Genomic DNA, 25,353 nt, shown 5'->3' on the forward strand with positions numbered 1-25,353 from the left:
CGTGGCCTCGCCCACGGTCTGGACGAGGAGGTCGCCAACCGCATCATCGCCGACTTCACCCCCGAGTCGCCCGCCCTCTACCGAGACCGGACCGCTCACCGGTCGTGGAGCGGGTGGCGCGGTTACCTGCGCACCACCGACGACCACGAGCTGGCGATGGCGCTGCAACAACGATGCGCCCAGCGACTCGGTGCCGACTGGCAGAACGACCTGAACACGGGGCACCTACCGATGCTCGAAGACCACCTTGCCGTCGCTGCTGCAATCACCCGGTTCCTCGACGCACGGCCGTGACACCACAGATCCGCCGGCCGCAACAGGTGGGAAAGCCCCTCGCTATCCCGGAACGATGCCTGCCAGCATGTCCGGGTGAATTCACCCGTGGTCACCCTGCGCGCGATGCGTCCGGACGAGTACGAGAACTACACGACGCGACGGGACCTGGAGTACGTCCAGTCCCTCGCCGAGACAGTGCCGGTCGAGGCCGCGATGGAGAAGGCGCGACAGGATCGAGCCCGGTTTCTGCCTCAGGGACTGGCGACCGAACGCCATCGCCTTCTGGTAGCCGAGAACTCCGGAGGCCAGGTCGTCGGCTACGCGTGGGTCGGGCTGGAGGAGCCACGAACCAGGACGGCCGACACAGCGTGGCTCTACGACATCAGCGTGGAAGAGCCCTACCGGCGATCCGGCTATGGGAGAGCGATCCTCGCGGCGGTAGAGGCGGTGGCACGGGAAGCGGGCGCGACTCGGCTCGGGCTTAACGTGTTCGGCCACAACGCGCCCGCGATCTCGCTCTACCAGACGTGTGGCTACGACGTCACGGCCCAACAGATGTCGAAACGCCTGTAGTGGGTAGGGCGGCCGAACCAGGCCGCGCCGGGCCAGACCCTCGGCCGCGCGCTGGGTCCCCCACTGTGGGCATACGACGCAGGGGCCACCTGTTCGTGGCCCCTGGTCCGTACGTTCGTGTCGGCTAAACTTCAGGTCGGCAACTCAATCGTGCTCTGCTGGTGCGGGCGCGACCTCGGGAAGGTGTTCCAGCACCTTCTCGGGGGCCCGTCCGACAATCCGGACGGTTCCTACTCGCAAAAGACGCGGACCTTGGTGTCGGGCTGGTCGACCTCGACCGTCATGTCGTCCAGGTGCTCGACGAGCGCCTCGAGCTGCTCGGGCTTGAGCTGGGTCAGGTCGAACGGCACGCCCGACCTGGCGAGCCCCGCGTTGGCCTCGCCGAGCGCCTGCGGCGGAATCAACGCGGCGAGCCGCACACCGGCCCGGAGCAGTTGCAGCGGCACCCGGACGTTGACCCGGCTCGGAGTGCCGTCGTCGTTGGCGTCCACCACCACCCGCAGGTACTTCGGCCTTCCCTTGGGCCGGACGTCCGAGGCCGAGGCGACCGGTGCCGGCTGGTCGCGTTCGAGCGCGGCGATGAGCTGGTCCGCCTCTTCCGTGGTGATCTTCCCTTCGGCGAGCATCTGCAGGATCTCTTTGCGCTGTTCGTTCACTGTGCACCTCTCCTCTTTCCGTGTCGCTATCTGATGTTCACGAGTACGGCCGTGCGCCCGTGCTCGACGTCGAGCCGGGTGCCGGGGAGAGCGGACAGGATCCGCCACCCCGTGCCGAGTGCCCGCAGCAGACTGATCCGGTACACCAGGCACGCGACCGCTGCGACGACTACCGCCAGAACGACCACCGGCGACAAGACCAGCAGTACGGGGAGCACCGGCACCCAGATCCGGATGGGGCGACCGTCCGGGCGCTTCACCTGCACGGTCAACAGTTGCGGCATCATGTGCGGCCCTCCAACTCGCGCAATGCCTGCTGGGCGTTGATCTCGCCGCGGCGCAGCCGGTCGATGACGTCGGCCCGCGACGGCGCCGGATCGGTCTCGACGAAGTCGAGCATCTGGGCGATCCGGTTGAGTCGCGACTTGATCGTCGGGTAGCTCACCCCGAAGATCCGCTCCATCTCCTTGATGGAACCGTGGCACCGGACGAATGCCGTGACGAACACCTGGTCTTCCAGGCTGAGCTGACCCAGTTGCGGGGGCTCGAACTCCCCCTCGATCGCCACGCCGCTGGCCAGGCGCACCCGCTCGACGACGAACGGCTGGCCCCGGGTCAGGTTCGTAAGTTCTTGCCAGTCCATCGCCCGCTCTTTCATATCTCAAACTGTACCTTGAAAATCTTCATCTCAGAAGAGGTTGATCTTAATTTTCTTAAATCCGAGTCTCGCCTCGGTCCGGTTGGCCGCACCAGGCCCAGCGTGGACAGTCACCCGGGAGGAGTTGACCGCCATCGTGTCGGAGGCCGACCGGCGGTCGCGGGCCGCGCCAAGGCGTACGAAGGGATCCGTAACGGCCGTGGCAGTGGGCGAACCGCAGGGACCGGGCGTGTCCTGTGGACGTTCGACCGGCGGGGCATGGGAAGCCGCGGCGAGGTCGCGGCCGCCCCCGACGTTCTGCCTCAGTCGTCGAGCAGTCGTCGTGCGGTGAGGGCGAGCCTGGCCCGGGTCAGGCCGGCAGGCTCGGTGAGGTCGATGCCGAGGGTCTTTCCGATCTGTTCGAGTCGGCGGGCGACGCTGCTGTGGTGCAGGTGGAGCAGCTCAGCGGCCCGGCGTAGGGAGCCGGTCTCGCAGTAGGCGTCCAGCGTCTCCAGGTCTTCCGGGTTGCCGGCCAGTCGGTCGATCGCGGTCACGTCGGCGTTGTCTCGTGCGGCGTCCCGGGGTACCTCTGCGAGCAGTGCCAGCGCGCCGAGGCTGTCGTAGCGGACGACCGGCTGGCGGGGGGTGGTGAAGCGCAGGGCGGCGCGCGCTTCCCGCCACGAGCGGTCGGGGCTCTCGGCGGTGCCGATGCCCGCCTGTACACCTGCCGGAAACCGCGCCGCATCGACGGTGGTGGCCAGCAGGACGCCCACGCCGGCGAGCGGGGCTGCCTTCACCGTACGAGCCGGGCAGATCAGGTTGCCAACCTGGTCGAGCGGAAGCCGCGACCGCACGGCGACGACGCGGACCGGCAGACCGGCGGCGAACCCCAGCAGCCGCAGCGCCCGGGCTCTGGCGGCCTCGTCGCTGTCGGAACTGATCACCAGTTCGACGAGGGCGGGGTCGGCCATGGTGGTACGGGCCGGCCCGTACCGTTCGGCAACCGCCGCGGCGGCGATGGCGAACCGGTCCAGGAGCGCTTCGTCGAGCGGACCGGGCGGGCCGGGACGTTCCAGCCACACCATGCCGATCTCTTCCTCATCGAGCGTGATCGGCGCCGTGCCGGACGCCGGTGGCGGCGGGTCGGACGCCTGCCTGCCGTCGGGCGAGACACGGATCACCTGCCCGGTGCCGTGGAGCCGCAGCCCGACCACGCACTCGGCCAGGCCCGCCGAGGCCCGGGCGAGCGCCGGGAGATCCACCCGTCGGCGCATCAGCGTGTCGTAGAACATCACGACCTGGATCATGCCTTTGACGTGCGGATCCATGTTCGACAGACGTTCGGCGAGGGCCTCCATGGCATCAGGTTAGGGCGACGATCGGCGCATGATCCAGCCTGGATGCGCGACGGATGGCGGATGATCTCTGGGGCGGCGGCCGTGAGGATGGTCGACATGCATCCCGAACTGGAGCCCTTCATCCCCTTGGTCCCCCGAGTCGACCTGGCCGACCCGCTCACCGACCGCAGGAACTTCGCCGCGCGGGCCGCCGCGGCGCCGGCGCCGGACACGGCGAACATGGCGATCGAGGACCGCACGGTGCCCGCCGATCCGGATGTGCCGGTGCGGATCTATCGCCCGCACCAGGCGCAGGGCGCCATCGTCTGGCTGCACGGCGGCTCGTGGGTCATGGGTGACCTGGACACCGAACACCCGTGGGCCGCCCGGATCGCGGCCGCGTCCGGCGCGGTGGTGATCTCGGTGGGCTACCGTCTGGCCCCCGAACATCGGTTCCCGGCCGCGCTGGACGACGCGTACGCCGTGCTGACCTGGGCGGCCCAGCACGCGGCCGAGCTCGGCATCGACCCGGCGCGGATCGCGGTCGGAGGTCACAGTGCCGGCGGGTCCATCGCGGCTGCGGCGGCGTTGCGAGCGCGCGACCAGCAGGGGCCACCGATCCACTTCCAACTGCTCAACGAGCCGGGGCTGGATGACCGGCAGGAGATGTGGTCGGCGGGGGACGTCATCGACCTGCTCGGGGGGCGTGAGCACTGCGCCGCCGCGTGGCGGCACTACCTGGGCTCCACGCCCGCCACCTCGTACGCCGCCCCGGCCCGCGCCACCGATCTGTCCGGTCTGCCCCCCGCTTACATCGCCAGCGCCGAGTTCTGCCCGTACCGGGACGTCGACATCACCTACGGGCTGCGCCTGCTGCAGGCGGGCGTGTCGGTCGAGTTGCGCCAGTGGCCCGGCACCTTCCACGGGTCGCAGGCGATCCTGTCCGCCGAGGTGTCACAGCGGCAGTTCGCCGAGCTCGGCGCCGCTCTGCGCCGTGCCTTGGCCGAGTGAGGCGGTGACGGCGGACCCGGCTGTCGCGGCGGCGGGCCGTGCGTCCGCCGCCGTAGTGCAAGAGCGATAGGTGGAAGGCATACCGCTTGCCGTCGTTCGCCGCCCGTCGGTAGGGTCGGGGCCATGTCCTTCCCGCGTAAGTCCTAGCTGTCCAGCTCCGACACGCGGGTGGAGTCTGCCCTTTTCCGGCGGCTCCGGGTGATCACTTCCCGTCCTGCTGCGCTGCTGCGCATCGCTGGTGCCTGCGTGTCTGTCGAGCCCGTGACGGCGCGCCGGGTCGGCGCATTGAACGACAGGACTTCGCCATGCAACTTCTCACCTCGGCGCCGCCTCGTGACCTGTGGCGTCAGCACGACTTTCAACTGCTGCTCGGCGGGCGACTGATCTCGCAACTGGGTGACCAGCTTCAGTTCCTCGCGCTGCCACTCCTCGTCGTGGCCCTGACCGGATCGTCGACCCAGGCCGGCCTGGTGCTCGGCCTCCAGACCGTCGTCCACCTCGCCTTCGGGCTCGTGGCCGGCGCGCTGGTCGACCGGTGGGACCGCAAGACCACGATGATCTGGTGCGAGATCGGCCGGGCGTCCCTGACCGCCACCGTCCCGATCGCAGCCGGGTTCGGTGCGCTGGCCATGCCGCAGTTGTACGCCGTCGCGGTCCTGAACGGTGTGCTCAGCACCCTGTTCGGGGCGGCGAACAGCTCGGCGTTGCCGAACATCGTCACCAGGGCCGAGCTGCCCAGCGCGCTCGGCGCGATCGGGGCGATGTCCAACACGCTGCGGATCGTCGGCGCCTCCGTGGCCGGCGTCGCCTACGCCCTGGGCCGGATGGTCCCGTTCACGTTCAACGCCGTCTCGTTCCTGGCCTCGGCCGCGGCCCTGCGCGCGATCCATGCCGACTTCCAGCAGGAACGCGCCACGGCCAGGACGTCGCTGCGGGACCTCCTGGCCGACATCGGCCACGGCCTGTCGTGGCTGTGGCGCAAGCGGGTGATCCGTACGCTGGCCCTGCTCGATGCGGGAGACAGCCTGCGTTACGGCGCCGGCTACCTGCTGATCATCATGCTGGCCCAGCGCCTGCACGCGAGCCCCGCACAGGTCGGGATCGTCTTCACCGGTGCGGCGATCGGCGCGCTGCTCGGGAGCCTGCTGGCTCCGGCGCTCACCCGGCGATTTCCACTCGGGGCGCTCTCCATCACCATGTTGTGGGTCGAGGCCCTGGCCTTCCCGTTCTATGCGATCGTGCCAACGTGGTGGCTGCTCCTGGTCGTGGCGTTCGCCGAGTCGGTGGTCTCGCCGGTCTACAACGTCGCTCTCGACTCCTACCGGCTCGCGGTCACTCCCGACGCTCTCCGTGGCCGGGTGACCAGCGCGATCGACACCCTCACCGGCGGGGCCGCTGCCCTCGGCACCATGGCCAGCGGCGCCTTGATCGCCCTGCTCGGCGCGCCGACCCTGGCCGTCGTCCTGGCCGGATGGCTCGCGGTCCTGGCACTCGCGGCGACGGTGAGCAGGACGGTCCGCACGGCCACCGCGGCGGACTGACGCGACGCCCCTCCCGTGGCCCGGCACCGGGACCACGGGAGGGACATCCTCCGACGCGCGGGTCCGGGTGCGGGACCTGCCCTGCGTAACGGATCTTCCGATCGGCGCGCTGCCGTGATGAGGGTGCCACCCGGTCGTACGGGTGGTCGGTCTCCTGCCGCTGCCGTTCGGCGTCGTTTCCTGCCTTTCCTTGCGGGAAGGTTGACAGCGGGAGGATTTATGTTGTCGATCGGCAATCTGGCGGGAGTTTCGGGTGGGTTCACGCCTGTGGTGGTGGCGGGAGTTGCTGGTCGGGCTGCTGAAGCCCCGGCCACACGGGGCGGATCGGCGCGACGCCGACCATGATCCGTCCGCGCTGACCCCGCAGACCGTCCTGGTACCCGCGCCGGCGCGCCTGCCGACGGTGTGCGTGGACAACCTGGTCGTGGTGTTTCCCGAAGCGCAGGAAGCGGCCGCTGCCCGGGAGGCTGCCCGACTCCGGCTCGAGGGCCGGCGTGTGGTCGAGACCCGCATGTCGGCGACCGAGCTGGCGATGCTGGCGGCGGAGGATCCGTCGGTGACGGTGGAGTACCGGCACTAGGCGACCAGTGGCGCAGCGGGCCGGTGCGGGATTGGCTCTCTTCCCGGCCCCGGTCGATCGGTAGCGTCGCTTCCGATCGGGTTCCAGACGCTGTTGAAGTGAGGCACGATGTCCTACCCGCCACCACGGTACTTCGGCGACGCCGGGGCCGTGAGCGCCACGATCCGGCGCGCCGACGTGCCGCCGGACCTCGCCATCGGCGTCCGGACCCGGGTGTCGCATCTCGGGACCGGAGCGAGCACCGACGGGCTGTTCGGCCTCTACCGGTGGGACATGGCCGCCCTCCCGCCCCGCGCCGGCAAGCCCGACGGCCACTACCATCGCACCTTTGCCGAGTCGTTCTACATCCTCGACGGCACCGTCTCGCTCTACAACGGCGACACCTGGACCGACGCCACCGGCGGGGACTTCCTGTACGTGCCGCCGGGCGGCATTCACGCCTTCGCCAACGAATCCGGCCAGGCCGCCTCGATGCTGGTCCTGTTCACGCCGGGCGCGCCCCGCGAGGCGTTCTTCGAGGAGTTGGCCGAGATCGTCGCGTCCGGTCGCGAACTCACCGATCAGGAGTGGGACGAGGTGTACGCGCGCCACGACCAGTACATGGTCAGGGCCGCCGGCTGACCTCGGGCCACCTTTGCCGTCACCTGAGTACGAGGGCTCATCCACCCGGCCGGCGCGGTCGGAAGAATCAGGCCGTGACGATGACGAGGCCTACACACACTCTGCTCGGCGGCCTGATCCTGGCGGCGGCGACGGTCGCCACCTGGTTCGCCTGGCTGAGTTGGGACACCGGCTACACGGTCGACCCGGAGACCGGGGCGACCAGCGGCCCGTACGCGGTCTGGCAGGTGGCCGGTTGTGTGCTCACCCTTGCCGTGGTCGCCGCCGTCGGTGGTTGGTGGCTCAGTCCCTGGCTGGTGGTGCCGGTGATGACGGTCGCCTTCACGGTTCCCTGGGCGGCGCACGCCGCGTCCACCGACGGCAGCGGGTTGTGGGCGGTGGGCGCGGTGCTGGTGCTGGTCGGGACGGCGGCCGGCAGCGCGGTGGTCAGCCTGGGCGCCCACCTGCTCCGCCGACGACTGACCGGCTCGTGACAGGGCACCCACGCGGTTGCCGCTGAGCGACGCGTGACGAGGGGCCCCGCCGAACCGGCGGGGCCCCTCGTGGTCAGGGTGCTGCTCAGGAGAGCGTCGTCAGGTAGTCGGGGTTGGCCTTCAGCCACTCCTCGACGGCCTTCTCCTCGTCCCCCTTGTGCGTGTTGAACATCAGGTCCTCCAGGGACCCGAGCTGCTGGCCGTCCATCTTGAACTTCCGCAGCATCGAGGTGACCTCGGGGAAGTCCTTGCCGAAGCCCTTCCGGGCGAAGGTGTTGATCTGCTCGGCCTGGCCGAGCGTGCCCTTCGGGTCGGCGAGGTCCTTCAGTTCGTACTTGGCGTACGCCCAGTGCGGGTGCCACAGGGTGACCACGATCGGCTTCTTGTCGGCGATCGCGCCGTCGAGCGCGGCGAGCATCGCCGGCGTGGAGGAGGTCTTCAGCTTCAGCGCGCCGTCCAGGCCGTAGCCGGGGAGCACCTTCTCCTGGGTGGCCTTGGTGAGGCCGGCGCCCGGCTCGATGCCGATCAGTTGCCCGCCGAAGGTGCCGGCCTTCGCGGCCAGGTCGTCCAGCGAGTCGACGCCCTCGACGTACTTCGGCACGGCGATGCTCAGGCTGGCGTCGTCGTGCCAGACGCCGAGCTTCTCCAACTTGTCGCCGTACTTCTCCACGTAGGAGGCGTGCGTCTGGGGCAGCCAGCCGTCCAGGAACAGGTCGATGTCGCCGTTGGCCAGACCGCCGTAGACGAGGCCGGCCTCCAGGTTCTTCAGCTGGACCCGGTAGCCCTTCTCCGTCAGGATGTGCTGCCACAGGTGGGACGCGGCGACCGCCTCGTCCCAGGCCATGTAGCCGATGGTGATCTTCTTACCGTTGCCGGACGCACCGCCCGACTTCTCGCCGCAGGCGGCGGCGCCGCCCAGGGCCAGGGTGGCGGTCACCGCGAGCGCGAGGACCCGCTTCATGGTCGTGAACACAGGGTTTCCCTTCCTGTTGCAGGGCAGCCGGCGGACCCGCGTACGCGGGAACAGGGGTGCCGGCGGAGGGCGACGGTCAGGCGGCCTGCCGCGCGAGGCGCTGCGCCCGCGCGGACGGGAACCGGTCGCCCACGGAGTCGGTGAGCCGGTCGAGCACCACGGCGAGGACCACGACGGCGATGCCACCCTCGAAGCCGCTGCCCACCTCGACCTGGGAGAGCGCGAACATGATCACGTCACCGAGGCCGCCGGCGCCCACCATGCCGGCGATGACCACCATGGACAGGGCCAGCATGATGACCTGGTTGACCCCGGTCATGATCGTGGGCAGGGCCAGCGGCAGCTTGGTCCGCAGCAGCACCATCCACGGCGGCGCGCCGAACGACTCGGCGGCCTGGACGATCTCCTTGTCGACCTGGCGCAGCCCCAGCTCGGTCAGGCGTACGCCGGGCGGCATGCTGAACACCAGGGTGGCCAGCACGCCCGGCACGGTGCCGATGCCGAAGAAGAAGATCGCCGGGATGAGGTAGACGAACGCCGGCATGGTCTGCATCAGGTCCAGCACCGGCCGGGCCACCGCGGAGGCCCGCTTGTTCTCGGCGACGAAGACGCCCAGCGGGATCGCCAGCAGCAGGGCGAGCACGCTGGCCACGAGCACCTGGGCGAGGGTGCTCATGGTCTCCTCCCAGTACGGCATCCCGGCCACCAGGCCGAGGCCGACGGCGGTGCCGAGGCCGAACTTCCAGCCGCGCAGCCACCAGCCGAGCGCGGCCAGGACCAGCACGACCGCCACCGCCGGTACGCCGGTGAGCAGGTCGCTGAGCGGGCGGACCAGGGCGTCGACCACGGCGGCGACCGCGTCGAAGACCGGGCCGAGGGTGCCGGTGGCCCAGTCGACGGCGGACTCGGTCCACTCGCCCAGCGGCACCCGGGGCAGCCAGGCGTCGAGCGGTGATTCCAGGACGCTCATGCGGACACCTCCTCCGTGCCGACCAGTTCCACGTCGTGCTGCGGCGGGCGGTGCGCAGGCTCGTCGGGGGTGGCGGCGGCCAGCGCGCTGAGCAGGGTGATCCGGGGGATCACCCCGGTCAGCCGGCCGCGCTCGTCCAGCACCGCCACCGGGTGCTGGCTCTCCGCGCAGTCGGCGAAGAGGTCGGCCACCGCGGTGTCCCCGGTGACCGTTCGGACCCGCTCGGTCGAGACGTACCCGTCGAGGTTCGGTCGGCCCTCGCGGAGGGCGCGCAGCACCTCGTCCTCGGTGACCGTGCCGAGGAACTTCTTCATCGGCCCGGTCACGTAGACCACCGAGGTCTGGCTCTCCCGCAGCGCCTTGGCCGCCACCCGGGGACCGGCGTTGACGTCCAGGACGTGCTGGGGCTTCTCCATCACCGACGCGGCGGTGAGGATCCGGGTCCGGTCCACGTCCGCGACGAACTGCGCCACGTACCCGTTGGCCGGGTCGGTGAGGATCTCCTCGGCGGTGCCGATCTGGACGATCCGGCCGTCCCGCATCACCGCGATCCGGTCGCCGAGCCGCATGGCCTCGTTGAGGTCGTGGGTGATGAAGATGATGGTCTTGCCCAGCTCGGCCTGGAGTTCCAGGAGCTGGTCCTGGATTTCCCGGCGGATGAGCGGGTCCAGCGCCGAGAACGCCTCGTCCATCAGCAGGATGTCGGTGCCGGCAGCGAGCGCGCGGGCCAGCCCGACCCGCTGCCGCATGCCGCCGGAGAGGTCGTGCGGCAGCTTGTCCGCCCACTCCACCAGGCCCACCATGCGCAGCGCGTCCATCGCCCGCGCGCGCCGCTCGGCCTTGGGCAGGCCGGCGACCTCGAGCGCGTACCCGGCGTTCTCCAGCACCGTCCGGTGCGGCATGAGCGCGAAGTGCTGGAAGACCATGCTGATCTTCTCGCGGCGCAGCTTGCGCAGCGCCGCGGGCTTCAGCGTGGTCAGCTCGACCCCGTCGACCTGGACGCTGCCCCTGGTGGGGCGGAGCAGGCCGTTGAGCATCCGGATGAGGGTCGACTTGCCGGAGCCGGAGAGGCCCATCACGACGAAGATCTCGCCGGGGCGTACCTCGAAGTTCGCGTCGATCACGGCGGCCGTGGCCGGCAGCCCGGCCAGCGCCTCGGCGCGGGGCGCGCCGGTCGCCAGGCGCCTCACCGCTTCGTCAGCTCGACTGCCGAATATTTTGTAGAGCGACTTCACTGCGAGCGCGGACACGATCCCCTCTCCGACAGAAACCGTTGGCGGTTCGCGCCAGCGGTGACCGTCTTCGCGTCTCGTCCGTCATATCAACATCGGTCACATTCGCTAGGCCATGAGGGCCGGGCCAGAAACCTACCGACGTCATCGCGACAAATCCAGTCCGTGCTGCGGGGAATGTGGATCTGCACACAAAAACCCGTGGTCGAATTCGGTCGTCGGCACCCGTCCGGTACATGGCGCGACAGGGCCGTGAACAGGAACTATGTCCCCCTGCTGCACCAATGATCCGGTCTCGCCGGGCCGGCTTCGGCGGGTCCTGTCTGCCGTCGGTCGTTCCCGAATATGAAGCCGTTGATAGAGAACCGTCATGTGTTCGTCATACTTCCCCCGGCTTCGCCGCTGGATCCGGTCCGGCCGGGCGTTCGATTCGGGGTTCCGGTCGCGGGCCATAGCAGATTTGTCGTCATGGATTTTGAGGGCCCGGGCGTATTCATGACGGATCGGTGGCGTGCGGCCGGGGTATCGGCTCTGCCGCCCGGAACCGGCCGCCGCCCCGACCGGGCCGCCTGACGGCCCCGCCACCGGCCCGGCCGCCGTCACTCGGCCTGACGCAACCGGATCGAGGACAGTCCGGCCGACACATGGCCGACAGGACGGCGCAGAGCTTTCCAGCGCATTGTTTATGCAGGTGGAGAGGCTGCGGATGGCGGGCCACATCCCATCCCTCCGGCCCGGCGGCGACCTTCGTCGACGCCGTACGCCGTCATCGCCGAGCGGCCGCGACGCCGCCGGTGGGCCCGCCCCCGCCGCGCGACGCCCGGCCGGACCCGGCACGTCACCGTCGCTCCTGGACGGTGCCAGCCACGTCAGGACAAGGACGTCACCCACCTCCGGCCGACGCCGCCGCACCAACCGGGGCGGGTCGACCGGGCGTACCGGCGCATACGCCGGGCGCACGAGCAAGGAAGGAGGGGGCGGAGATGGCCGCTCCCACCGTCACCGCCAGCCTGAACGCCTCGACCTACGCCCCGGGCGACCAGATGACCCTCACGGTCAGCTACGGCGACCCGGACACCAGGACCCTCACCGTCACCGTCGTGGTGACGGACGCGCAGGGCAACAGCAGCGCCCCGGCCAAGGTCACCGCCGTGATCGATCCGCTCACCGTCACCGTCACCGACAACTCCGGCCGGACCTGGACGAAGGTCTCCGACACCGGCGCCGTGGCGGTGTACCGGGCGGTGGCGTGATGCCCCGGGTCACGGTCACCGTGCGGGACCGGGGCGGGCAGACCGCCACGGCGATCGCCGACTACACCGTCGCCCCGCCGGTCCTGGGCGGCTACTACCTCGCCGGCAACGCCGACCCGACGGCCGACCTGGCCGGCGGCAACTTCCGCTCCCTCACCCAGTACCGCAGCCTTGCCGACGGCTACGTCTTCCCCGGATACAACAACACCTGGCTGCCGGTCCTCGGCCGCAACGGGTTCGCGATCAACATGGTGCTGGAGCTGAAGCACTACGGCGCGCCCAGCACCGGGCCGCAGACCTTCACCGTGGACGGGGTCGGCTACACCGTCCCGGCCCCGGCGATGACCATCCAGCAGCGTCCGGGCACCACCTGGCCGAAGGCGTACGGGTACGGGCAGGTGCTCGCCGGCCTCTGCGACGGGCTCCTCGCCCGGGCGCTGTCCCAGTACCGCACCCTGGGCTTCCCGGTGAACATCCAGCTCGCCTCGGAACTCGACACCGACCACGAGTTCGGCACCACCGAGTCCGGGGTGGCGTACAACTGGGCCGACTCGGACGCCCGCGCGGTGCAGGCGGTCACCTACATCGTCAACTGGTTCAAGGCGCGAGGGCTGCCGGCCGGCACCACCTTCTCGGTCGGCTCGGGCGGCTTCGACCGGGCCGCGTGGCAGCGCACCCACCCGGAGGCGCTGATGGCCAAGCTCGACTTCCTCCAATGGAACGTCTACGCCACCGACCCGAGCCACACCGCGCTCGGCCGGTTCCGCCGCACCAAGGACTGGGCCGTGGCCGACCTCGGCCCGGTGGCGCTCTCCCGCCCGGTGCTCATCGCCGAGTGGGGGGTGCGGAAGGCGGAGTTCCCCGACCAGGGAGCCTGGATCGCGACCGTGCCGGCGGCCATCGCCCAGCTCAACGCCGAGCGGGGGCCCCGGATCGTGCGCACCAACTACTTCAACTCGGGCTGGGGCACGCTCACGCCGAAGGACACCGGGCTGGCCGCGCTGCGGGCCGCGTACGCCACCAGGCCGTACGTCTGACCGGCCCCCGGCGGGCGACCCGCCCCGGCCGCCCGCGCCGGGCCGGGCCGCCGTTACCCTCGGGCCTCGGCCCGGACCGTCCGGGTGGCGAGGAGGCGCAGGTGAGCGGGATCCGGTGGGGCGTGGTGCTGCCCCAGGGCTGGCGATCGGACCTGACCCACCTGGCCGACCCGGTGGCGCAGTTCGAGGCGATGGTCGGCGTGGCCCGGGAGGCCGACGAGCTGGGCTGCGACTCGGTCTGGCTCTACGACCACGTGCAGGCCGTCTCCGGCGCGCCGGAGACCACCTTCGAGTGCTGGACGAGCCTGGCCGCGATCGCCCGGGAGACCCGCCGGGTCCGGCTGGGCCAGATCGTCACCTGCAACAGCTTCCGCAACCCGGCGCTGCTGGCGAAGATGGCCGCCACCCTCGACGTGGCCAGCGCCGGCCGCGCCTTCCTCGGCCTCGGCGCCGGCTGGGACCAGCGCGAGTACGACGCGTACGGCTTTCCGCAGCCGTACCCGTCGACGGGGGAGCGGCTGGCCCGGCTGGACGAGGCGGCCGCGGTGGTCACTGCGATGCTGCGCGAGCCGGTCGCCACCGTCGAGGGCCGCCACCATTCGGTACGCGGGGCGCAGAACGTGCCGACCGGGGCGGGCCGGTCGCCCGTACCGTTGCTGATCGGCGGCAGCGGCGAGCGGCGCACCCTGCGGACGGTGGCCCGGTACGCGGACGCCTGCAACCTGACCGACCACACCGACCCGGCCTTCTACCGGCACAAGCTGGACGTGCTGGCCGGGCACTGCGCCGACCTCGGCCGCGACTACGACGCGATCCTGAAGACCGCCTCCTTCTCGGTGTTCACCGGCGCCACCGACGCCGAGGTGACCGCCCGGCTGGCCGGGCGGGACCGGGCCGAGGCCGCCGCGGGCAGCGCGGTCGGCACCCCCGCCGAGCTGGTGGAGGTCTTCGGTCGGCTGGTCGAGGCCGGCCTGGAGTACTTCATCCTCTACTTCCACGAGCCCACCGACCTCGACGCGCTGCGGCTCTTCGCCCGCGAGGTCGCGCCGCGGCTCGGCTGACCCGGGTACGGCGGCCCGGGCGATCGTCCGGGCCCGTGCGTCCGCTCCCGGTCAGCCCTGACCGAACTCCGTGGTGATGGCCCGCAACGCCCGGGTCAGCTCCTCCGCGGTCGGTGCCGTCTCCGGGTCGACCAGCCACTGGGCCGCCACGCCGCCGAGCAGCGACTGGTGGAAGGCGCCGAGCGCGAGCGCCGTGGCCTCGTCGGTGTCCGGGTCGAGCCGGTGGAAGACCTCGGCGAGGCCGAGCCGGGCCTGCCGGGTCACGCCGGCGAACGCCTCGCGCAGCTCGGGTGACCGGTCCATCTGGGCGATCAGCTCGAACTGGATGGACCAGAGCGGCCGCAGCCGGGCGAAGGACTCGATGATCCGGCCCCAGGCGGCCTCGAAGCGCTGCTCCGGCGTGGCGTCCGGGCCGGCGTCGTGGGCGAGCGCCCGGTCCAGCTCCGCGCCCCACTCCGCCATCGCCTCGAAGAGCGCCTCGTTGAGCAGCGCCTTCGTGGTGCGGAAGTGGTAGCCGATGGCGGCCAGGCTGGTGCCGGCGGCGGTGGCGACGTCGCGGGCCGTGGTGGCCGCGTACCCCTTCTCCATCAGGCAGCGCTTCGCGCCGGCGAGCAGGTCCTCCCGATTTCCCATGCCACGAGCCTAGCGGATTTCTTGAACAGACGTCTTGCACAACTGTCTAACACGCTTGTACCGTTGCTGGCATGACCGATGTGCTGATCTCCGGCGCCGGCGTCGCCGGCACTGCTCTCGCCTGGTGGTTGCGCCGCCACGGCTTCCGGCCGACCGTCGTCGAGCGCGCCGCCGCGCCACGCGACGGCGGCTACAAGGTGGACGTCCGGGGCGTGGCCCTGGACGTGCTGGACCGGATGGGCCTGAGCGACCAGGTGCGTGGGCGCGACACCGGGATGCGCCTGGCCCGCTTCGTCGACGCCGGCGGCCGGCAGTTGGCCACCATGGACGCCGCCCTCTTCGGCGGCCGAGAGGGGGACGACGTCGAGATCATGCGCGGCGACCTGACCCGGATCCTGATGACGGCGACCGACAGCGTGGAATACCTGTTCGACGACTCGATCGCGGCGCTGCGCGCCACCGCCGACGGCGTGGAGGTCACCTTCGCGGGCGGGACCAGCCGCCGCTTCGACCTGGTCATCGGCGCCGACGGGCTGCACTCGACGGTCCGGCGGCTGGCCTTCGGCCCCGGTTCGGCGTACCTGCGCCCGCTGGGGCACCACATCGCCATCTGCACCGTGCCGGCCGAGTTGGGCGAGGAGCGGGTCGAGCTGATGCACCCGGCGCCGGGCCGCACCGTCGGCGTCTACCGGACCGCCGGGGCGCCGGACGCGCGGGCGCTCTTCCTCTTCCCGTCGCCGGCCGACGCGCCCGACCATCGGGACGTGGCCGGCCAGCGGGCGGCGCTGGCCCGGGCGTTCGCCGGAGCCGGGTGGCGGGTGCCGGAGCTGCTCGCCGCGTTGCCGGGCGCGCCGGACCTCTACTTCGACGCGATGAGCCAGGTGCGGATGGACCGCTGGTCGACCGGCCGGATCGGCCTGGTCGGGGACGCGGCTTACGGCGCGTCGCCCGCCTCGGGGCAGGGCACCAGCCTCGGGCTGGTCGGGGCGTACGTGCTGGCGAACGCGCTGGCGGCGGCCGGCGGCGACCCGGCGGCCGGGTTCGCCGCGTACGAGCGCCGGATGCGGCCGTTCGTCGACGCGAACCAGCAGCTCGCCGAGCGGAACCTGAAGGGCATGGTGCTCGGCTCCGCGGCACAGATCCGGTTCCAGACGCTGATGCTGCGGCTCATGCCGCACCTGCCCGGCCGCGAGCGGATGATCCGCCGGGTCACCGAGCCGATCCGGAAGGCGGCCACCGCCATCACCCTCCCAGACGCCCCGCCCCGCCCGGCCTGACCGCCGACGCCCGGCCCGGCGGGGCCTCTTTCGCGGAAAGAGTGGCCATCCGCCGCCCGATGGCCACTCTTTCCGTGAATCAGCGGGGACCTTGGCGGGCTCAGGACTTCGGGGAGTCCAGGCGCTCGGCGTACGCGGCGCGCAGCTCGTCCCAGCCGAACTCCTTGGCCTCGCCGCCGCGGATCGGGCCGACCGGGTCGCCGTCGAGCAGGTGCCCGGCGACGTCCAGGCAGAGGTGCCAGCCGGCGGCCATCTTCGGGGCCAGGTCGGGCTGGTCGATCCGGTGCCGCAGGGTCAGCCGGGTGCCGCTCTCCGTCGGGGTCAGCTCCCAGCGCAGCAGGCCCTCGCCCCAGGTGTACTCCAGCAGCGTCGGCCGGTCGGCCTGCCGCACGGTCGCCCGCTCGGGCCAGGTGCGGTCGCCGTCGACGGTGCTGAGCGTGGCGTCGCCGGGGGCGCCGAGGTCGCGGTCGGCCAGGAACGGGGCCCACTGGGCGAGCCGGTCAGGCTCGGTCAGCGCGGCCCACACCTTCTCCGGCGGGTGCCGCAGGTCCCGGACGAACACCAGGTCCCACCGGTCGCCGGCCGGTACCCGGGCGACCTCGTTGAGCGGGCCGGGTCGGAAGCTGTCGCGGTCCATCGTCACTCCTGACTGTCGAGATGGCGCTCCAGGGCGTCGAGGTGCGCCGCCCACATCCGCCGGTACGGCCCGAGCCAGTCGTCCACGGCCCGCAGCGGCCGGATGTCGATCCGGTAGATCCGCTGCTGGGCAGCGGTCCGACAGGTCACGAAGCCGGCCTCGCGGAGCACCTTGAGGTGCTTGGAGACGGCCGGTTGGCTCATTCCCAGCGCGTCCACGAGATCGCCGACGCTGCTCTCCGCCCGGCGCAGCCGGTCGAGGATGCGGCGCCGGTTGGGCTCGGCCAGGACGGCGAACACGTCGACGGACACCCCCGGAGTATGCCTCTCAGTTCATATGCCTGTCAAGGCATACGTGCTGTTCCTGGGCACCGAGCGGGCGTGCCTCGTCGTCCGCGCGCGGGGAGCCCGCTGCCTTCCTATGCTCGGATCATGGAACTGCGGATCTTCACCGAACCCCAGCAGGGCGCCAGCTACGACCAACTGCTCGCCGTCGCGCGCCGCGCCGAGGAGACGGGCTTCGGCGCGTTCTTCCGCTCCGACCACTACCTCAAGATGGGCTCGGTCAGCGGGGAGCCGGGCCCGACCGACGCCTGGACCACCCTCGCCGGCCTGGCCCGGGACACCACCCGGATCCGGCTCGGCACGCTGATGACCGCGGCCACCTTCCGGCTCCCCGGCCCGCTCGCCATCACCGTGGCGCAGGTCGACCAGATGAGCGGCGGCCGGGTCGAGCTGGGCCTCGGCGCCGGCTGGTACGCCGAGGAGCACACCGCGTACGGCATCCCGTTCCCGCCGGTGGGGGAGCGCTTCGACCGGCTGGAGGAGCAGCTCGCCGTCATCACCGGGCTCTGGGAGACCCCGGCCGGCCGCACCTTCGACTTTCCCGGGAAGTACTACCCGGTCAGCGACTCGCCGGCGCTGCCCAAGCCGGTGCAGCAGCCCCGCCCGCCGATCCTGCTCGGCGGCACCGGCCCGAAGCGGACGCCCCGCCTGGCCGCCCGGTACGCCGACGAGTTCAACATGCCGTTCGTCTCGCCCGAGGACTCGACCGCCCTGATCGACCGGGTGACGGCGGCCTGCACGGAGATCGGCCGCGACCCGTCCACCATGGTCTGGTCCCACGCGCTGGTGGTCTGCTGCGGGCGGGACGAGGCCGAGGTGGCCCGCCGGGCCGCGGCGATCGGCCGGGAGCCGGCCGAGCTGCGCGAGAACGGCCTCGCCGGCACGCCCGCCGAGATCGTCGACAAGCTCGGCCGGTACGCGGAGATCGGCAGCCGGCGGGTCTACCTCCAGGTGCTCGACCTGGCCGACCTGGACCACCTGGACCTGGTCGCCGCCGAGGTGATGCGCCAGCTCTGAGCCGCCCGACGGGCCGGTCCGCCCAGCGGGCCGGCCCGTCGAGGTCATACCCGTGGGCGCGGGCCGGGGTGGGAACGGCCATGGGCTTGACAGCTTGACGGATGATGCACCCGGACGACGGTGTCGACGACGGGGATGGGACGTGGAACTGCATCGGAACCGGGGAGCCTTGCCGCTGGCCGTCGTCTGCCTGGTGGCGGGGGTGATGGTCGTCGCCGCCGCGGGTGACGGGCTGCTGCGCCTGCTGGTCGCGCTCGGCGTCGTGCTGATCGCCGGCCGGGTGCTGGTCGGCGCGCTGCGGCCGTTCCGCTTCGTGATCGGGCCCGAAGGGCTGGAGGTGCGGCGCCCGGGGCTGCGTGGCACGTACCGCTGGGAGCACTTCGACGCGCTCGCCGTCGACGGCGCGTCCCGGCTGGTCGGGGTGCCCGGGGCTGGTCTCCCGCCGGGCCTGCCGGCCACGGCGCGGCACCCGGCCGACAGCCGTCCCGCCGTGGAACTGCTCGACCTCACCCAGGTGCGGGAGCACCCCGACGAGGTGGTGGCGGCGCTGATCCGCTGGTCCGGCGGACGCTTCACCGACGCGCGTACGCTGTCCGCCGCCGACCTGGGTGCGGCGGAGTTCGACTTCACCGTCGGCCTGCGCGGGTACGACATCCGGGAGGTGGACCGGCTGGTGCGCCGCGCCCAGGACGCGCTCGCCCAGGGCGGGCCGGCGGAGCGGCGGGCCGCCCGCGCCGAGATCGAACAGGCCCGGGCCGCCGGGCTGCTCGTCGCGCTGCGCGGGTACAACACCGGCCAGGTCGACGAGGCGCTGGACCTGCTCTGCGCCGCCCTGACCGACAGTGACACGCCGACCGATCGGACGACCCCCGCGTGACCGACGCCGCTCCCGTCCCCCGCCTCGACCCCGCCCCCGTCCCGGACCGCAACTGGGCGGGCAACGTCCGCTACCGCGCCGCCCGGCGCCACCGGCCGTCCACACTGGACGAGCTGCGGCGGCTGGTGGCCGGCGCCGAGCGGGTCCGCGCGGCGGGCAGCGGGCACTCGTTCAACCGGCTCGGCGACACCACCGGTGACCTGGTCTCCCTCGCCGGGCTGCCGCCCACCGTCACGCTGGACCGGGACCGGGGCAGCGTCACCGTCGCCGCCGGCCTGAGCTACGGCGACCTCGCCACCCGCCTGCACGCCGAGGGGTACGCGCTGGCCAACCTCGCCTCACTGCCGCACATCTCGGTGGCCGGCGCGGTCGCGACCGCCACCCACGGCTCGGGCCGGGCCAACGGCAACCTGGCCACCGCGGTGGCCGCGCTGGAGCTGGTCACCGCCGAGGGGGACCTGCACACCGTCGACCGCGCCGACCCCCGGTTCGCCGGGATGGTGGTCAACCTGGGGGCGCTCGGCGTGGTCACCCGGGTCACCCTGGACGTGGTGCCCACCTTCGACATCCGGCAGTACGTCCGGCTCGGCCTGCCCCGGGAGGCCCTGGACGCCGCGCTCGACGGGGCGTACAGCGCCAGCGTCTTCACCGACTGGCGGTCGTCCCGCCTCGATCAGGTGTGGCTCAAGCAGCGGGCCGATCAGCCGCCACCCCCGGCGGGCTGGCTGGACACCCGCCCCGCCGACGCGCCGGCCCATCCGGTGCCCGGCATGCCGGCGGAGAACTGCACCGCCCAGTTCGGTGAGCCCGGGCCGTGGCACGAGCGGCTGCCGCACTTCCGGCTCGGGTTCACCCCGAGCAGCGGCGACGAACTCCAGTCCGAGTGGCACGTGGGCCGCGCGGACGCCGGCGCGGCGCTCGCCGCGCTGGACCCGGCCGCCGAACGGATCGCCGCCGTCCTGCAGATCTGCGAGCTGCGGACGATCGCGGCGGACGGGCTCTGGCTCAGCCCCAACTACCAGCGGGACACCGTGGCGCTGCATTTCACCTGGATCGGCGACCCCGCGGCGGTGGCGCCGGTGGTGGCCGAGGTGGAGGAGCGGCTGGCGCCGCTGGCGCCCCGCCCGCACTGGGGCAAGCTCTTCGCCCGGGACCCGGCCGCCACCTACCCCCGGTACGACGACTTCCGTGCCCTGCTGGGCGAGTTCGACCCGGCCGGCAAGTTCCGCACCGAGGAACTGGACCGGTACTTCCCCCGCCGCTAGCGACCGGCCCCGGCCATCTGGTCGCGCAGGCTGCCGCGCTGCACCGCCCGGCTGATGTCGCTGGGCGAGACGATGCCGACCAGCCGCTGGTCGGTCACCACCAGTGCCCGGCCGTCGGCGCACTGGCTGAGCCGGGGCAGCAGCTCGTTGAGCGGCTCGTCCGGGGAGGCGAGCACCAGGTCGTCGGCGCGGCAGGCCACCTCGCCCAGCGTGGTCGAGGCGCGGCGGTCGGCCGGGATGCCGCGTACCCGGTCGAGGGTGACCAGGCCGACCGGCCGCCCCTCCTCGGTCAACGGCAACGCCGAGTGCCGGTACGCGAAGAGGTAGTGGTCGACGAAGTCGGCGACCGTCATGTCCCCGGAGGCGGTCTGCGGCTGCGGGGTCATCACGTCGGCCACGCGTACCCCGCGCAGGGCGCTGCCCATCTTGGCCTGGCGCTCCTCCATGCCGGCCGCGCCGATCAGGAACCAGCCGATCAGCGCCAGCCAGAGCCCGCCGATCCCCGCCCCCGCCAGGAACCGCCAGAGCCCGAGACCGATCAGCACGATGCCCAGCCCCCACCCGGCGCGGGCGGCCACCACCGACGCCCTGGTCCGGTCGCCGGTGGCCTTCCACACCGCGGCGCGCAGCAGCCGCCCGCCGTCCAGCGGCGCGGCGGGCAGCACGTTGAAGATCGCCAGCAGCACGTTGATGCCGGCCAGCCAGGACAGCGCGCCGAGCAGCAGCCCGCGCGCCCCGGCGAGGGCGAGCACCACGGCGACGGCGGCGAAGAAGAGCCCGAGCACCAGGCTCACCAGCGGCCCGACCCCGGCGATCCGCAGCTCGGCGCCCGGGTCCTTGGCCTCGCCCTTCAGTTCGGAGACCCCGCCGAAGAGCCACAGCGTGATCCCCTCGACGGCGATCCCGTTGCGCTTGGCGACCACCGCGTGGGCGACCTCGTGGGCGAGCAGGCCGAGGAAGAAGACCACCGCGGCGGACAACCCGGCGGCGACGTACGCCAGGCCCGAGTGACCGGGGTACGAGCGCGGGAACAGGCTGGCTGACAGCGCCCAGGCGATCAGCAGGAAGATGACCAGGACGCTCCAGTTGACCCCGACGGGTACGCCCGCGACCCGGCCAAGCCGGAAACTCGCCCTCATACCCCCGTCATACCCCCGGATCCGTCACCCATGCCAGGGCAGAACGGCCCCTCCGGCCGGCGCCGACACACATCTGCCACGCCACTGGGTCGGATGTCCGACTGGCTCGGGTCGACCTGTCCGGGACACTGGCGGGGATGATCGACAACGGTGATGATCCGTACCTCTGGCTGGAGGACCTTGAGGCGGCGGACGCCGCCGCCTGGGTCCGGGAGCGCAACGCGGAGACCCTGTCCGCGCTGACCGGGAGCGAGCGGTTCGCCGCGCTGCGGGCCGAGATCCGGGAGGTGCTCGACGCCGAGGACCGGATTCCCTATCCCGGGTGGCGTGGCGACCACCTCTGGTACGACTTCTGGACCGACGCCACGCATCCGCGCGGGATCTGGCGGCGCACCACGCTCGAGCAGTACCGCCGGGCCGAGCCCGAGTGGGACGTGCTGCTCGACGTCGACGCGCTGGCCGCGCAGGAGGGCGAGAACTGGGTCTGGCAGGAGGTGACGGTGCTCCGCCCCGGATACGACCGCTGCCTGATCAGCCTGTCCCGGGGCGGCGCCGACGCGGTGGTGGTGCGCGAGTTCGACCTGGTCCGCCGGGCGTTCGTCGCGGACGGCTTCACGCTCCCCGAGGCCAAGAGCTCGGTCTGCTGGATCGACGCCGACCACGTCTACGTGGCCACCGACTTCGGGCCGGGCACACTGACCACCTCCGGCTACCCCCGCGTGGTCAAGCGGTGGCGGCGCGGCACGCCCCTGGCGGCGGCCGAGGTCGTCCACGAGGCGCAGGTGGACGACCTCGCGGTGTACGCCACGCACGACCACACCCCCGGGTTCGAGCGCGACTTCGTGGGGCGCAGCCTGGACTTCTACCGCACGGAGGACTACCTGCTGACCGCAGCGGGGGAGCGGCGCCGGATCGAGGTGCCCGAGGACGCCCAGTGGGACGTGCACCGGGAGTGGCTGCTGATCCGGTTGCGCTCGCCGTGGACGGTCGGGGAGGTCACCCACCCGGCGGGAGCACTGCTGGTGACCCGGTTCGAGGCGTTCCTCGCCGGCGGGCGGGACCTCACCGTGCTCTTCCGGCCGGACCCGCGCGCCGCATTCAGTTACCACGTGTGGACCCGCAACCACCTCATCCTGGCGACCCTCGCCGACGTGCGGAGCCGACTGGAGGTGCTGACCCCCGGCCCGGCGGGGTGGCGGCGGCAACCGCTCGCCGGGGTGACGGAGTCCGACCACAGTTCGGTGGTGGAGACCGACCCGGACACCGGGGACGACTACCTGCTCGCGTCGGAGGGTTTCCTGCGACCGGCGACCCTGCGGCTCGGGCGGATCGGCGGGCCGGTCGAGACGCTGAAGCGGGAGCCGGCCTTCTTCGACGCGGCCGGCCTGACCGTACGCCAGTTCTTCGCCGCCTCGGCCGACGGGACGCGGGTGCCGTACTTCGTGGTGGGTGACCCGGAAGGGCCTGCCGGGCCAACCCTGCTCACCGGCTACGGCGGCTTCGAGGTCAGCCAGACCCCGCACTACAGCGGCGGGATCGGCCGGGGCTGGCTGGCCCGCGGCGGCAGCTACGTGGTGGCGAACATCCGGGGCGGCGGGGAGTACGGGCCCGCGTGGCACCGGGCCGCGCTGCGGGAGAACCGGCCCCGGGCGTACGAGGACTTCGCGGCCGTGGCCGCCGACCTGGTCACCCGCGGGATCACCACTCCGGCGCAGCTCGGCATCGAGGGCGGCAGCAACGGCGGGCTGCTGATGGGGGTGATGCTGACCCGCCACCCGGCGCTGTTCGGCGCGGTCGTCGCGCACGTGCCGTTGCTGGACATGCGCCGTTACCACCGGCTGCTGGCCGGCGCCTCCTGGACGGCCGAGTACGGCGACCCGGACCGGCCCGAGGACTGGGCCCGGCTGCGCCGGTACTCGCCCTACCACAACGTCGACGGCGACCGGCCGTACCCGCCGGTCCTGTTCGTCACCTCGACCCGGGACGACCGGGTGCACCCCGGGCACGCCCGCAAGATGGCGGCCCGGCTGCGCGCGTACGGCCACGAGGTGGCGTACTACGAGAACGTCGAGGGCGGGCACGGGGCGGCGGCGAACAACGAGCAGCACGCCTTCGTCTGGGCACTGACCCTGGAGTTCCTGTGGCGGAAGCTGACCGCGCCGCCGGCGCCACCGCGCCAGCGCTCGTCCGACGGCGCGGACGAGCGCGACCCGTCCGCGGTCTGACCATCCGTGCGCCGTCAGCCGCTCGGGGAGCCGACCCGATTCGTTGTTCGCTAGGCACGACGCCGCTCAGTGGCGGGCGCCTCGCTGACCACTGTGGGGGAGTACTCGTTCGCCGCCTCCACCGACCACTCCAGTGCGAAGTCGGCCTCCTCCTCCCAGCCCGGCTCGCCGCCGACGAAGTGCGACCGGCCGGGGAACAGCTGGTAGCTGGTGATCGCCGTCGAGCTCCGGTAGAGGTTGGCGTTGGCGGAGACCACCGACGGCGGCACCACGTGGTCGGCGCCGCCGGCCATGAGCAGCAGCGGCGCCCGGTCGCTACGCCTCTTGTCCACCGCGGTGGCCGCGTCCGGGTCCAGGTTGGCGAACGCCGCCTCGAACAGCACGTGGCCCGCGCCCGGTACGGCGTACCGCTCCCAGGCCGCGTCCGACTGCTCCTGGCTGATCGTGTTGCCGAAGGCGTACCGGAAGTCCTCCCTGGTGAACGGCACCGCGCGATGCCGGTTGGCCGGGTTGTGGAGGATCGAGAACGAGGAGCGCAACGTGCTGAGCGGCAGCTTCAGCACGCCCTTGATCTGGGCGGGGTGCACGCCGACCCCGGCGGCGCCCAGCCCCCGGTCGAGCAGCAGTTGGGTGATCAGGCCGCCGAACGAGTGGCCCATGATGATCGGCGGGCGGGGCAGTCCCCGGATGATCGCCGCGTAGTGGTCGACGATGGTGGCGATCCGCTGGCCGGCGATCGGGGTGGGGTCGGCCCGTAGCTCCTCGACCTCCCGGTCCATCCCGGGCCAGGCGGGGGTGAGCACCCGGAAGCCGCGGGCCTCGTACCGCTCGGCCCACTTCTCCCAGCTGCGCGAGGTCACCCAGAGTCCGTGGATCAGCACGATCGTGTCGACCCGTGCGGTAGGTGCGCCCATGTCTGACCTCCCGGTGCCGCGACGTCTGACGCGGGCGCTGGTTACCCGGCCCGGGCGGGGTCACTCCCGGCCGGGACGTGCGCGGCGACGCCCCGGATCAGCAGGTCGAGGCCGTACGCGAAGCGCTCGTCGCCGCCGCCCTCCATCAGCGCGTCCAGGTGCGCCCGGATCCGCGGGTAGGTCTCCGCCGGCAGGCTCTCGTAGTAGGTCCGCAGCTGCTGCAGCTGCTCCCCCCACCAGGTCTGCTGGTCCCGCCCCGAGGCGCGCACCTTCTCCCCGTACAGGGCGCCCTCGTAGGCGTCCCCGGCAACGTAGAGGAAGAGCCGGTCGAGGAACCAGGCGGCCTCGCGGGGCGGCACCCCGCCGGCGAGCAGGATGGCGAGCATCCCCTCGGTGACCCGCAGGGCGTTGGGGCCGGTGGGGATGGTGGCGAGCGAGGCGAGCGCCAGGTTGGTGTGCGTGGCGTAGACCCGGTACGCCTGCCAGGCCACCTCGCGGATCTGCTCGGTCCAGCGCGACGGCTCCGGGGCCGGCACCACGATCTCCGCGCTGGCCCGGTCGACCAGCAGTTCGAGCAGCTCCTCCTTGCCGGAGACGTGGGCGTAGAGCGACGCGGGGCCGGTGCCCAGCTCCTGGGCCACCCGCCGCATGCTCAGCGCGCCCAGCCCCTCCCGGGTGATCAGGGCGAGCGCGGCGTCGACCACGGCCTGCTGGCTCAGCGGTCGGCGGGGCGCGCGGGTGCGCGGCCGGGTGCGCCACGGGGGTGCGGGCGGTTCGCTCACGGGGACCTCCGG

General features: G+C 72.3%; 28 protein-coding genes. 15 read left to right on the forward strand and 13 right to left on the reverse strand.

Going from position 1 to position 25,353, the window contains the following annotated elements; translation table 11 throughout:
• Both ACGFI9_RS34620 and ACGFI9_RS34625 read left to right on the forward strand, forming a co-directional pair.
• A partial coding sequence (locus ACGFI9_RS34620) for a hypothetical protein (protein ID WP_393184855.1) occupies positions 1–294 on the forward strand: 294 nt, incomplete at its 5' end.
• Between the two features lie 75 nt (positions 295–369).
• A complete protein-coding gene (locus ACGFI9_RS34625) occupies positions 370–849 on the forward strand; it encodes a GNAT family N-acetyltransferase (RefSeq protein WP_393184858.1) in 480 nt (159 codons plus the stop codon).
• A gap of 230 nt (positions 850–1,079) precedes the next feature.
• Here the strand turns inward: ACGFI9_RS34625 and ACGFI9_RS34630 are convergent, their stop codons facing one another.
• The 4 genes from ACGFI9_RS34630 to ACGFI9_RS34645 all read right to left on the reverse strand — a co-directional run bounded on the left by ACGFI9_RS34630 (position 1,080) and on the right by ACGFI9_RS34645 (position 3,500).
• Positions 1,080–1,505: a hypothetical protein gene (locus ACGFI9_RS34630; protein WP_393184860.1), complete on the reverse strand. Its 426-nt coding sequence runs from the start codon at positions 1,503–1,505 to the stop codon at positions 1,080–1,082.
• Between the two features lie 26 nt (positions 1,506–1,531).
• Complete coding sequence (locus ACGFI9_RS34635) at positions 1,532–1,792, reverse strand: hypothetical protein (RefSeq protein WP_393184862.1); 261 nt, start codon at positions 1,790–1,792, stop codon at positions 1,532–1,534.
• Positions 1,789–2,163 carry a DUF2089 domain-containing protein gene (locus tag ACGFI9_RS34640; RefSeq protein ID WP_393184864.1) on the reverse strand — a complete coding sequence of 125 codons (375 nt, stop codon included), beginning with the start codon at positions 2,161–2,163 and terminating at the stop codon, positions 1,789–1,791. Before ACGFI9_RS34640 ends, ACGFI9_RS34635 begins: the two co-directional genes overlap by 4 nt.
• 302 nt (positions 2,164–2,465) lie before the next feature.
• Positions 2,466–3,500 carry a PucR family transcriptional regulator gene (locus tag ACGFI9_RS34645; RefSeq protein ID WP_393184866.1) on the reverse strand — a complete coding sequence of 345 codons (1,035 nt, stop codon included), beginning with the start codon at positions 3,498–3,500 and terminating at the stop codon, positions 2,466–2,468.
• Positions 3,501–3,596: 96 nt separating this feature from the next.
• On the opposite strand from ACGFI9_RS34645, the gene ACGFI9_RS34650 reads away from it, so the two are divergent.
• From ACGFI9_RS34650 to ACGFI9_RS34670, 5 genes are all read left to right on the forward strand, one after another.
• Positions 3,597–4,490 (forward strand): alpha/beta hydrolase, encoded by an 894-nt coding sequence (locus ACGFI9_RS34650; protein ID WP_393184868.1) that lies wholly within the window; start codon positions 3,597–3,599, stop codon positions 4,488–4,490.
• Between the two features lie 305 nt (positions 4,491–4,795).
• On the forward strand, positions 4,796–6,031 hold the full coding sequence (locus ACGFI9_RS34655) for an MFS transporter (RefSeq protein ID WP_393184870.1): 1,236 nt from the start codon (positions 4,796–4,798) through the stop codon (positions 6,029–6,031).
• A 253-nt stretch (positions 6,032–6,284) separates the two neighbouring features.
• Entirely contained in the window at positions 6,285–6,611 is a 327-nt protein-coding gene (locus ACGFI9_RS34660; RefSeq protein ID WP_393184872.1) for a hypothetical protein, read from the forward strand.
• A 150-nt stretch (positions 6,612–6,761) separates the two neighbouring features.
• On the forward strand, positions 6,762–7,232 hold the full coding sequence (locus ACGFI9_RS34665; protein WP_393184874.1) for a cupin domain-containing protein: 471 nt from the start codon (positions 6,762–6,764) through the stop codon (positions 7,230–7,232).
• An 80-nt stretch (positions 7,233–7,312) separates the two neighbouring features.
• Entirely contained in the window at positions 7,313–7,705 is a 393-nt protein-coding gene (locus ACGFI9_RS34670; protein WP_393184994.1) for a hypothetical protein, read from the forward strand.
• 85 nt (positions 7,706–7,790) lie between these two features.
• Here the strand turns inward: ACGFI9_RS34670 and ACGFI9_RS34675 are convergent, their stop codons facing one another.
• From ACGFI9_RS34675 to ACGFI9_RS34685, 3 genes are all read right to left on the reverse strand, one after another.
• Positions 7,791–8,666: a glycine betaine ABC transporter substrate-binding protein gene (locus ACGFI9_RS34675; protein ID WP_393184996.1), complete on the reverse strand. Its 876-nt coding sequence runs from the start codon at positions 8,664–8,666 to the stop codon at positions 7,791–7,793.
• Between the two features lie 88 nt (positions 8,667–8,754).
• Positions 8,755–9,648, reverse strand: a complete 894-nt coding sequence (locus tag ACGFI9_RS34680; protein WP_393184876.1) for an ABC transporter permease — start codon at positions 9,646–9,648, stop codon at positions 8,755–8,757.
• On the reverse strand, positions 9,645–10,901 hold the full coding sequence (locus ACGFI9_RS34685; protein ID WP_393184998.1) for a glycine betaine/L-proline ABC transporter ATP-binding protein: 1,257 nt from the start codon (positions 10,899–10,901) through the stop codon (positions 9,645–9,647). The genes ACGFI9_RS34680 and ACGFI9_RS34685 overlap by 4 nt, the downstream gene beginning before the upstream one ends.
• Before the next feature lie 962 nt (positions 10,902–11,863).
• On the opposite strand from ACGFI9_RS34685, the gene ACGFI9_RS34690 reads away from it, so the two are divergent.
• The 3 genes from ACGFI9_RS34690 (at position 11,864) to ACGFI9_RS34700 (ending at position 14,231) form a co-directional block, all read left to right on the forward strand.
• Positions 11,864–12,133 (forward strand): hypothetical protein, encoded by a 270-nt coding sequence (locus ACGFI9_RS34690; RefSeq protein ID WP_393184878.1) that lies wholly within the window; start codon positions 11,864–11,866, stop codon positions 12,131–12,133.
• Positions 12,133–13,170, forward strand: a complete 1,038-nt coding sequence (locus tag ACGFI9_RS34695; protein WP_393184880.1) for a hypothetical protein — start codon at positions 12,133–12,135, stop codon at positions 13,168–13,170. Before ACGFI9_RS34690 ends, ACGFI9_RS34695 begins: the two co-directional genes overlap by 1 nt.
• 101 nt (positions 13,171–13,271) lie before the next feature.
• The gene (locus ACGFI9_RS34700; RefSeq protein ID WP_393184882.1) at positions 13,272–14,231 is read left to right on the forward strand and encodes a TIGR03560 family F420-dependent LLM class oxidoreductase; all 960 of its coding nucleotides are present in this window, start codon (positions 13,272–13,274) and stop codon (positions 14,229–14,231) included.
• Between the two features lie 51 nt (positions 14,232–14,282).
• Here the strand turns inward: ACGFI9_RS34700 and ACGFI9_RS34705 are convergent, their stop codons facing one another.
• On the reverse strand, positions 14,283–14,864 hold the full coding sequence (locus ACGFI9_RS34705; RefSeq protein WP_393184884.1) for a TetR/AcrR family transcriptional regulator: 582 nt from the start codon (positions 14,862–14,864) through the stop codon (positions 14,283–14,285).
• Positions 14,865–14,935: 71 nt separating this feature from the next.
• Here ACGFI9_RS34705 and ACGFI9_RS34710 point away from each other — a divergent pair, with 71 nt between their 5' ends.
• A complete protein-coding gene (locus tag ACGFI9_RS34710) occupies positions 14,936–16,141 on the forward strand; it encodes an FAD-dependent monooxygenase (RefSeq protein WP_393184886.1) in 1,206 nt (401 codons plus the stop codon).
• A gap of 100 nt (positions 16,142–16,241) precedes the next feature.
• On the opposite strand, the gene ACGFI9_RS34715 is transcribed toward ACGFI9_RS34710, so the two are convergent.
• On the reverse strand, positions 16,242–16,778 hold the full coding sequence (locus ACGFI9_RS34715) for an SRPBCC family protein (RefSeq protein WP_393184888.1): 537 nt from the start codon (positions 16,776–16,778) through the stop codon (positions 16,242–16,244).
• A 2-nt stretch (positions 16,779–16,780) separates the two neighbouring features.
• Positions 16,781–17,089 (reverse strand): ArsR/SmtB family transcription factor, encoded by a 309-nt coding sequence (locus tag ACGFI9_RS34720; RefSeq protein WP_393184890.1) that lies wholly within the window; start codon positions 17,087–17,089, stop codon positions 16,781–16,783.
• Between the two features lie 120 nt (positions 17,090–17,209).
• On the opposite strand from ACGFI9_RS34720, the gene ACGFI9_RS34725 reads away from it, so the two are divergent.
• From ACGFI9_RS34725 to ACGFI9_RS34735, 3 genes are all read left to right on the forward strand, one after another.
• Positions 17,210–18,139, forward strand: coding sequence for an LLM class F420-dependent oxidoreductase (locus tag ACGFI9_RS34725; protein ID WP_393184892.1), 930 nt, complete (start codon positions 17,210–17,212; stop codon positions 18,137–18,139).
• Positions 18,140–18,281: 142 nt separating this feature from the next.
• Positions 18,282–19,016, forward strand: coding sequence for a hypothetical protein (locus ACGFI9_RS34730; RefSeq protein WP_393184895.1), 735 nt, complete (start codon positions 18,282–18,284; stop codon positions 19,014–19,016).
• The gene (locus tag ACGFI9_RS34735) at positions 19,013–20,281 is read left to right on the forward strand and encodes an FAD-binding protein (protein ID WP_393184898.1); all 1,269 of its coding nucleotides are present in this window, start codon (positions 19,013–19,015) and stop codon (positions 20,279–20,281) included. Before ACGFI9_RS34730 ends, ACGFI9_RS34735 begins: the two co-directional genes overlap by 4 nt.
• Here the strand turns inward: ACGFI9_RS34735 and ACGFI9_RS34740 are convergent.
• Entirely contained in the window at positions 20,278–21,420 is a 1,143-nt protein-coding gene (locus tag ACGFI9_RS34740) for a site-2 protease family protein (RefSeq protein WP_393184901.1), read from the reverse strand. The two genes, ACGFI9_RS34735 and ACGFI9_RS34740, sit on opposite strands and share 4 nt — an antisense overlap.
• Positions 21,421–21,557: 137 nt before the next feature.
• On the opposite strand from ACGFI9_RS34740, the gene ACGFI9_RS34745 reads away from it, so the two are divergent.
• Positions 21,558–23,645, forward strand: coding sequence for a prolyl oligopeptidase family protein (locus tag ACGFI9_RS34745; protein ID WP_393184904.1), 2,088 nt, complete (start codon positions 21,558–21,560; stop codon positions 23,643–23,645).
• Between the two features lie 50 nt (positions 23,646–23,695).
• On the opposite strand, the gene ACGFI9_RS34750 is transcribed toward ACGFI9_RS34745, so the two are convergent.
• Positions 23,696–24,559: an alpha/beta hydrolase gene (locus tag ACGFI9_RS34750; RefSeq protein WP_393184906.1), complete on the reverse strand. Its 864-nt coding sequence runs from the start codon at positions 24,557–24,559 to the stop codon at positions 23,696–23,698.
• Between the two features lie 41 nt (positions 24,560–24,600).
• Positions 24,601–25,341 carry a TetR/AcrR family transcriptional regulator gene (locus tag ACGFI9_RS34755; protein ID WP_393184909.1) on the reverse strand — a complete coding sequence of 247 codons (741 nt, stop codon included), beginning with the start codon at positions 25,339–25,341 and terminating at the stop codon, positions 24,601–24,603.
• Positions 25,342–25,353: the final 12 nt, after the last annotated feature.

This window comes from Micromonospora sp. NPDC048930, from assembly GCF_043197935.1.
GTDB lineage: Bacteria > Actinomycetota > Actinomycetes > Mycobacteriales > Micromonosporaceae > Micromonospora.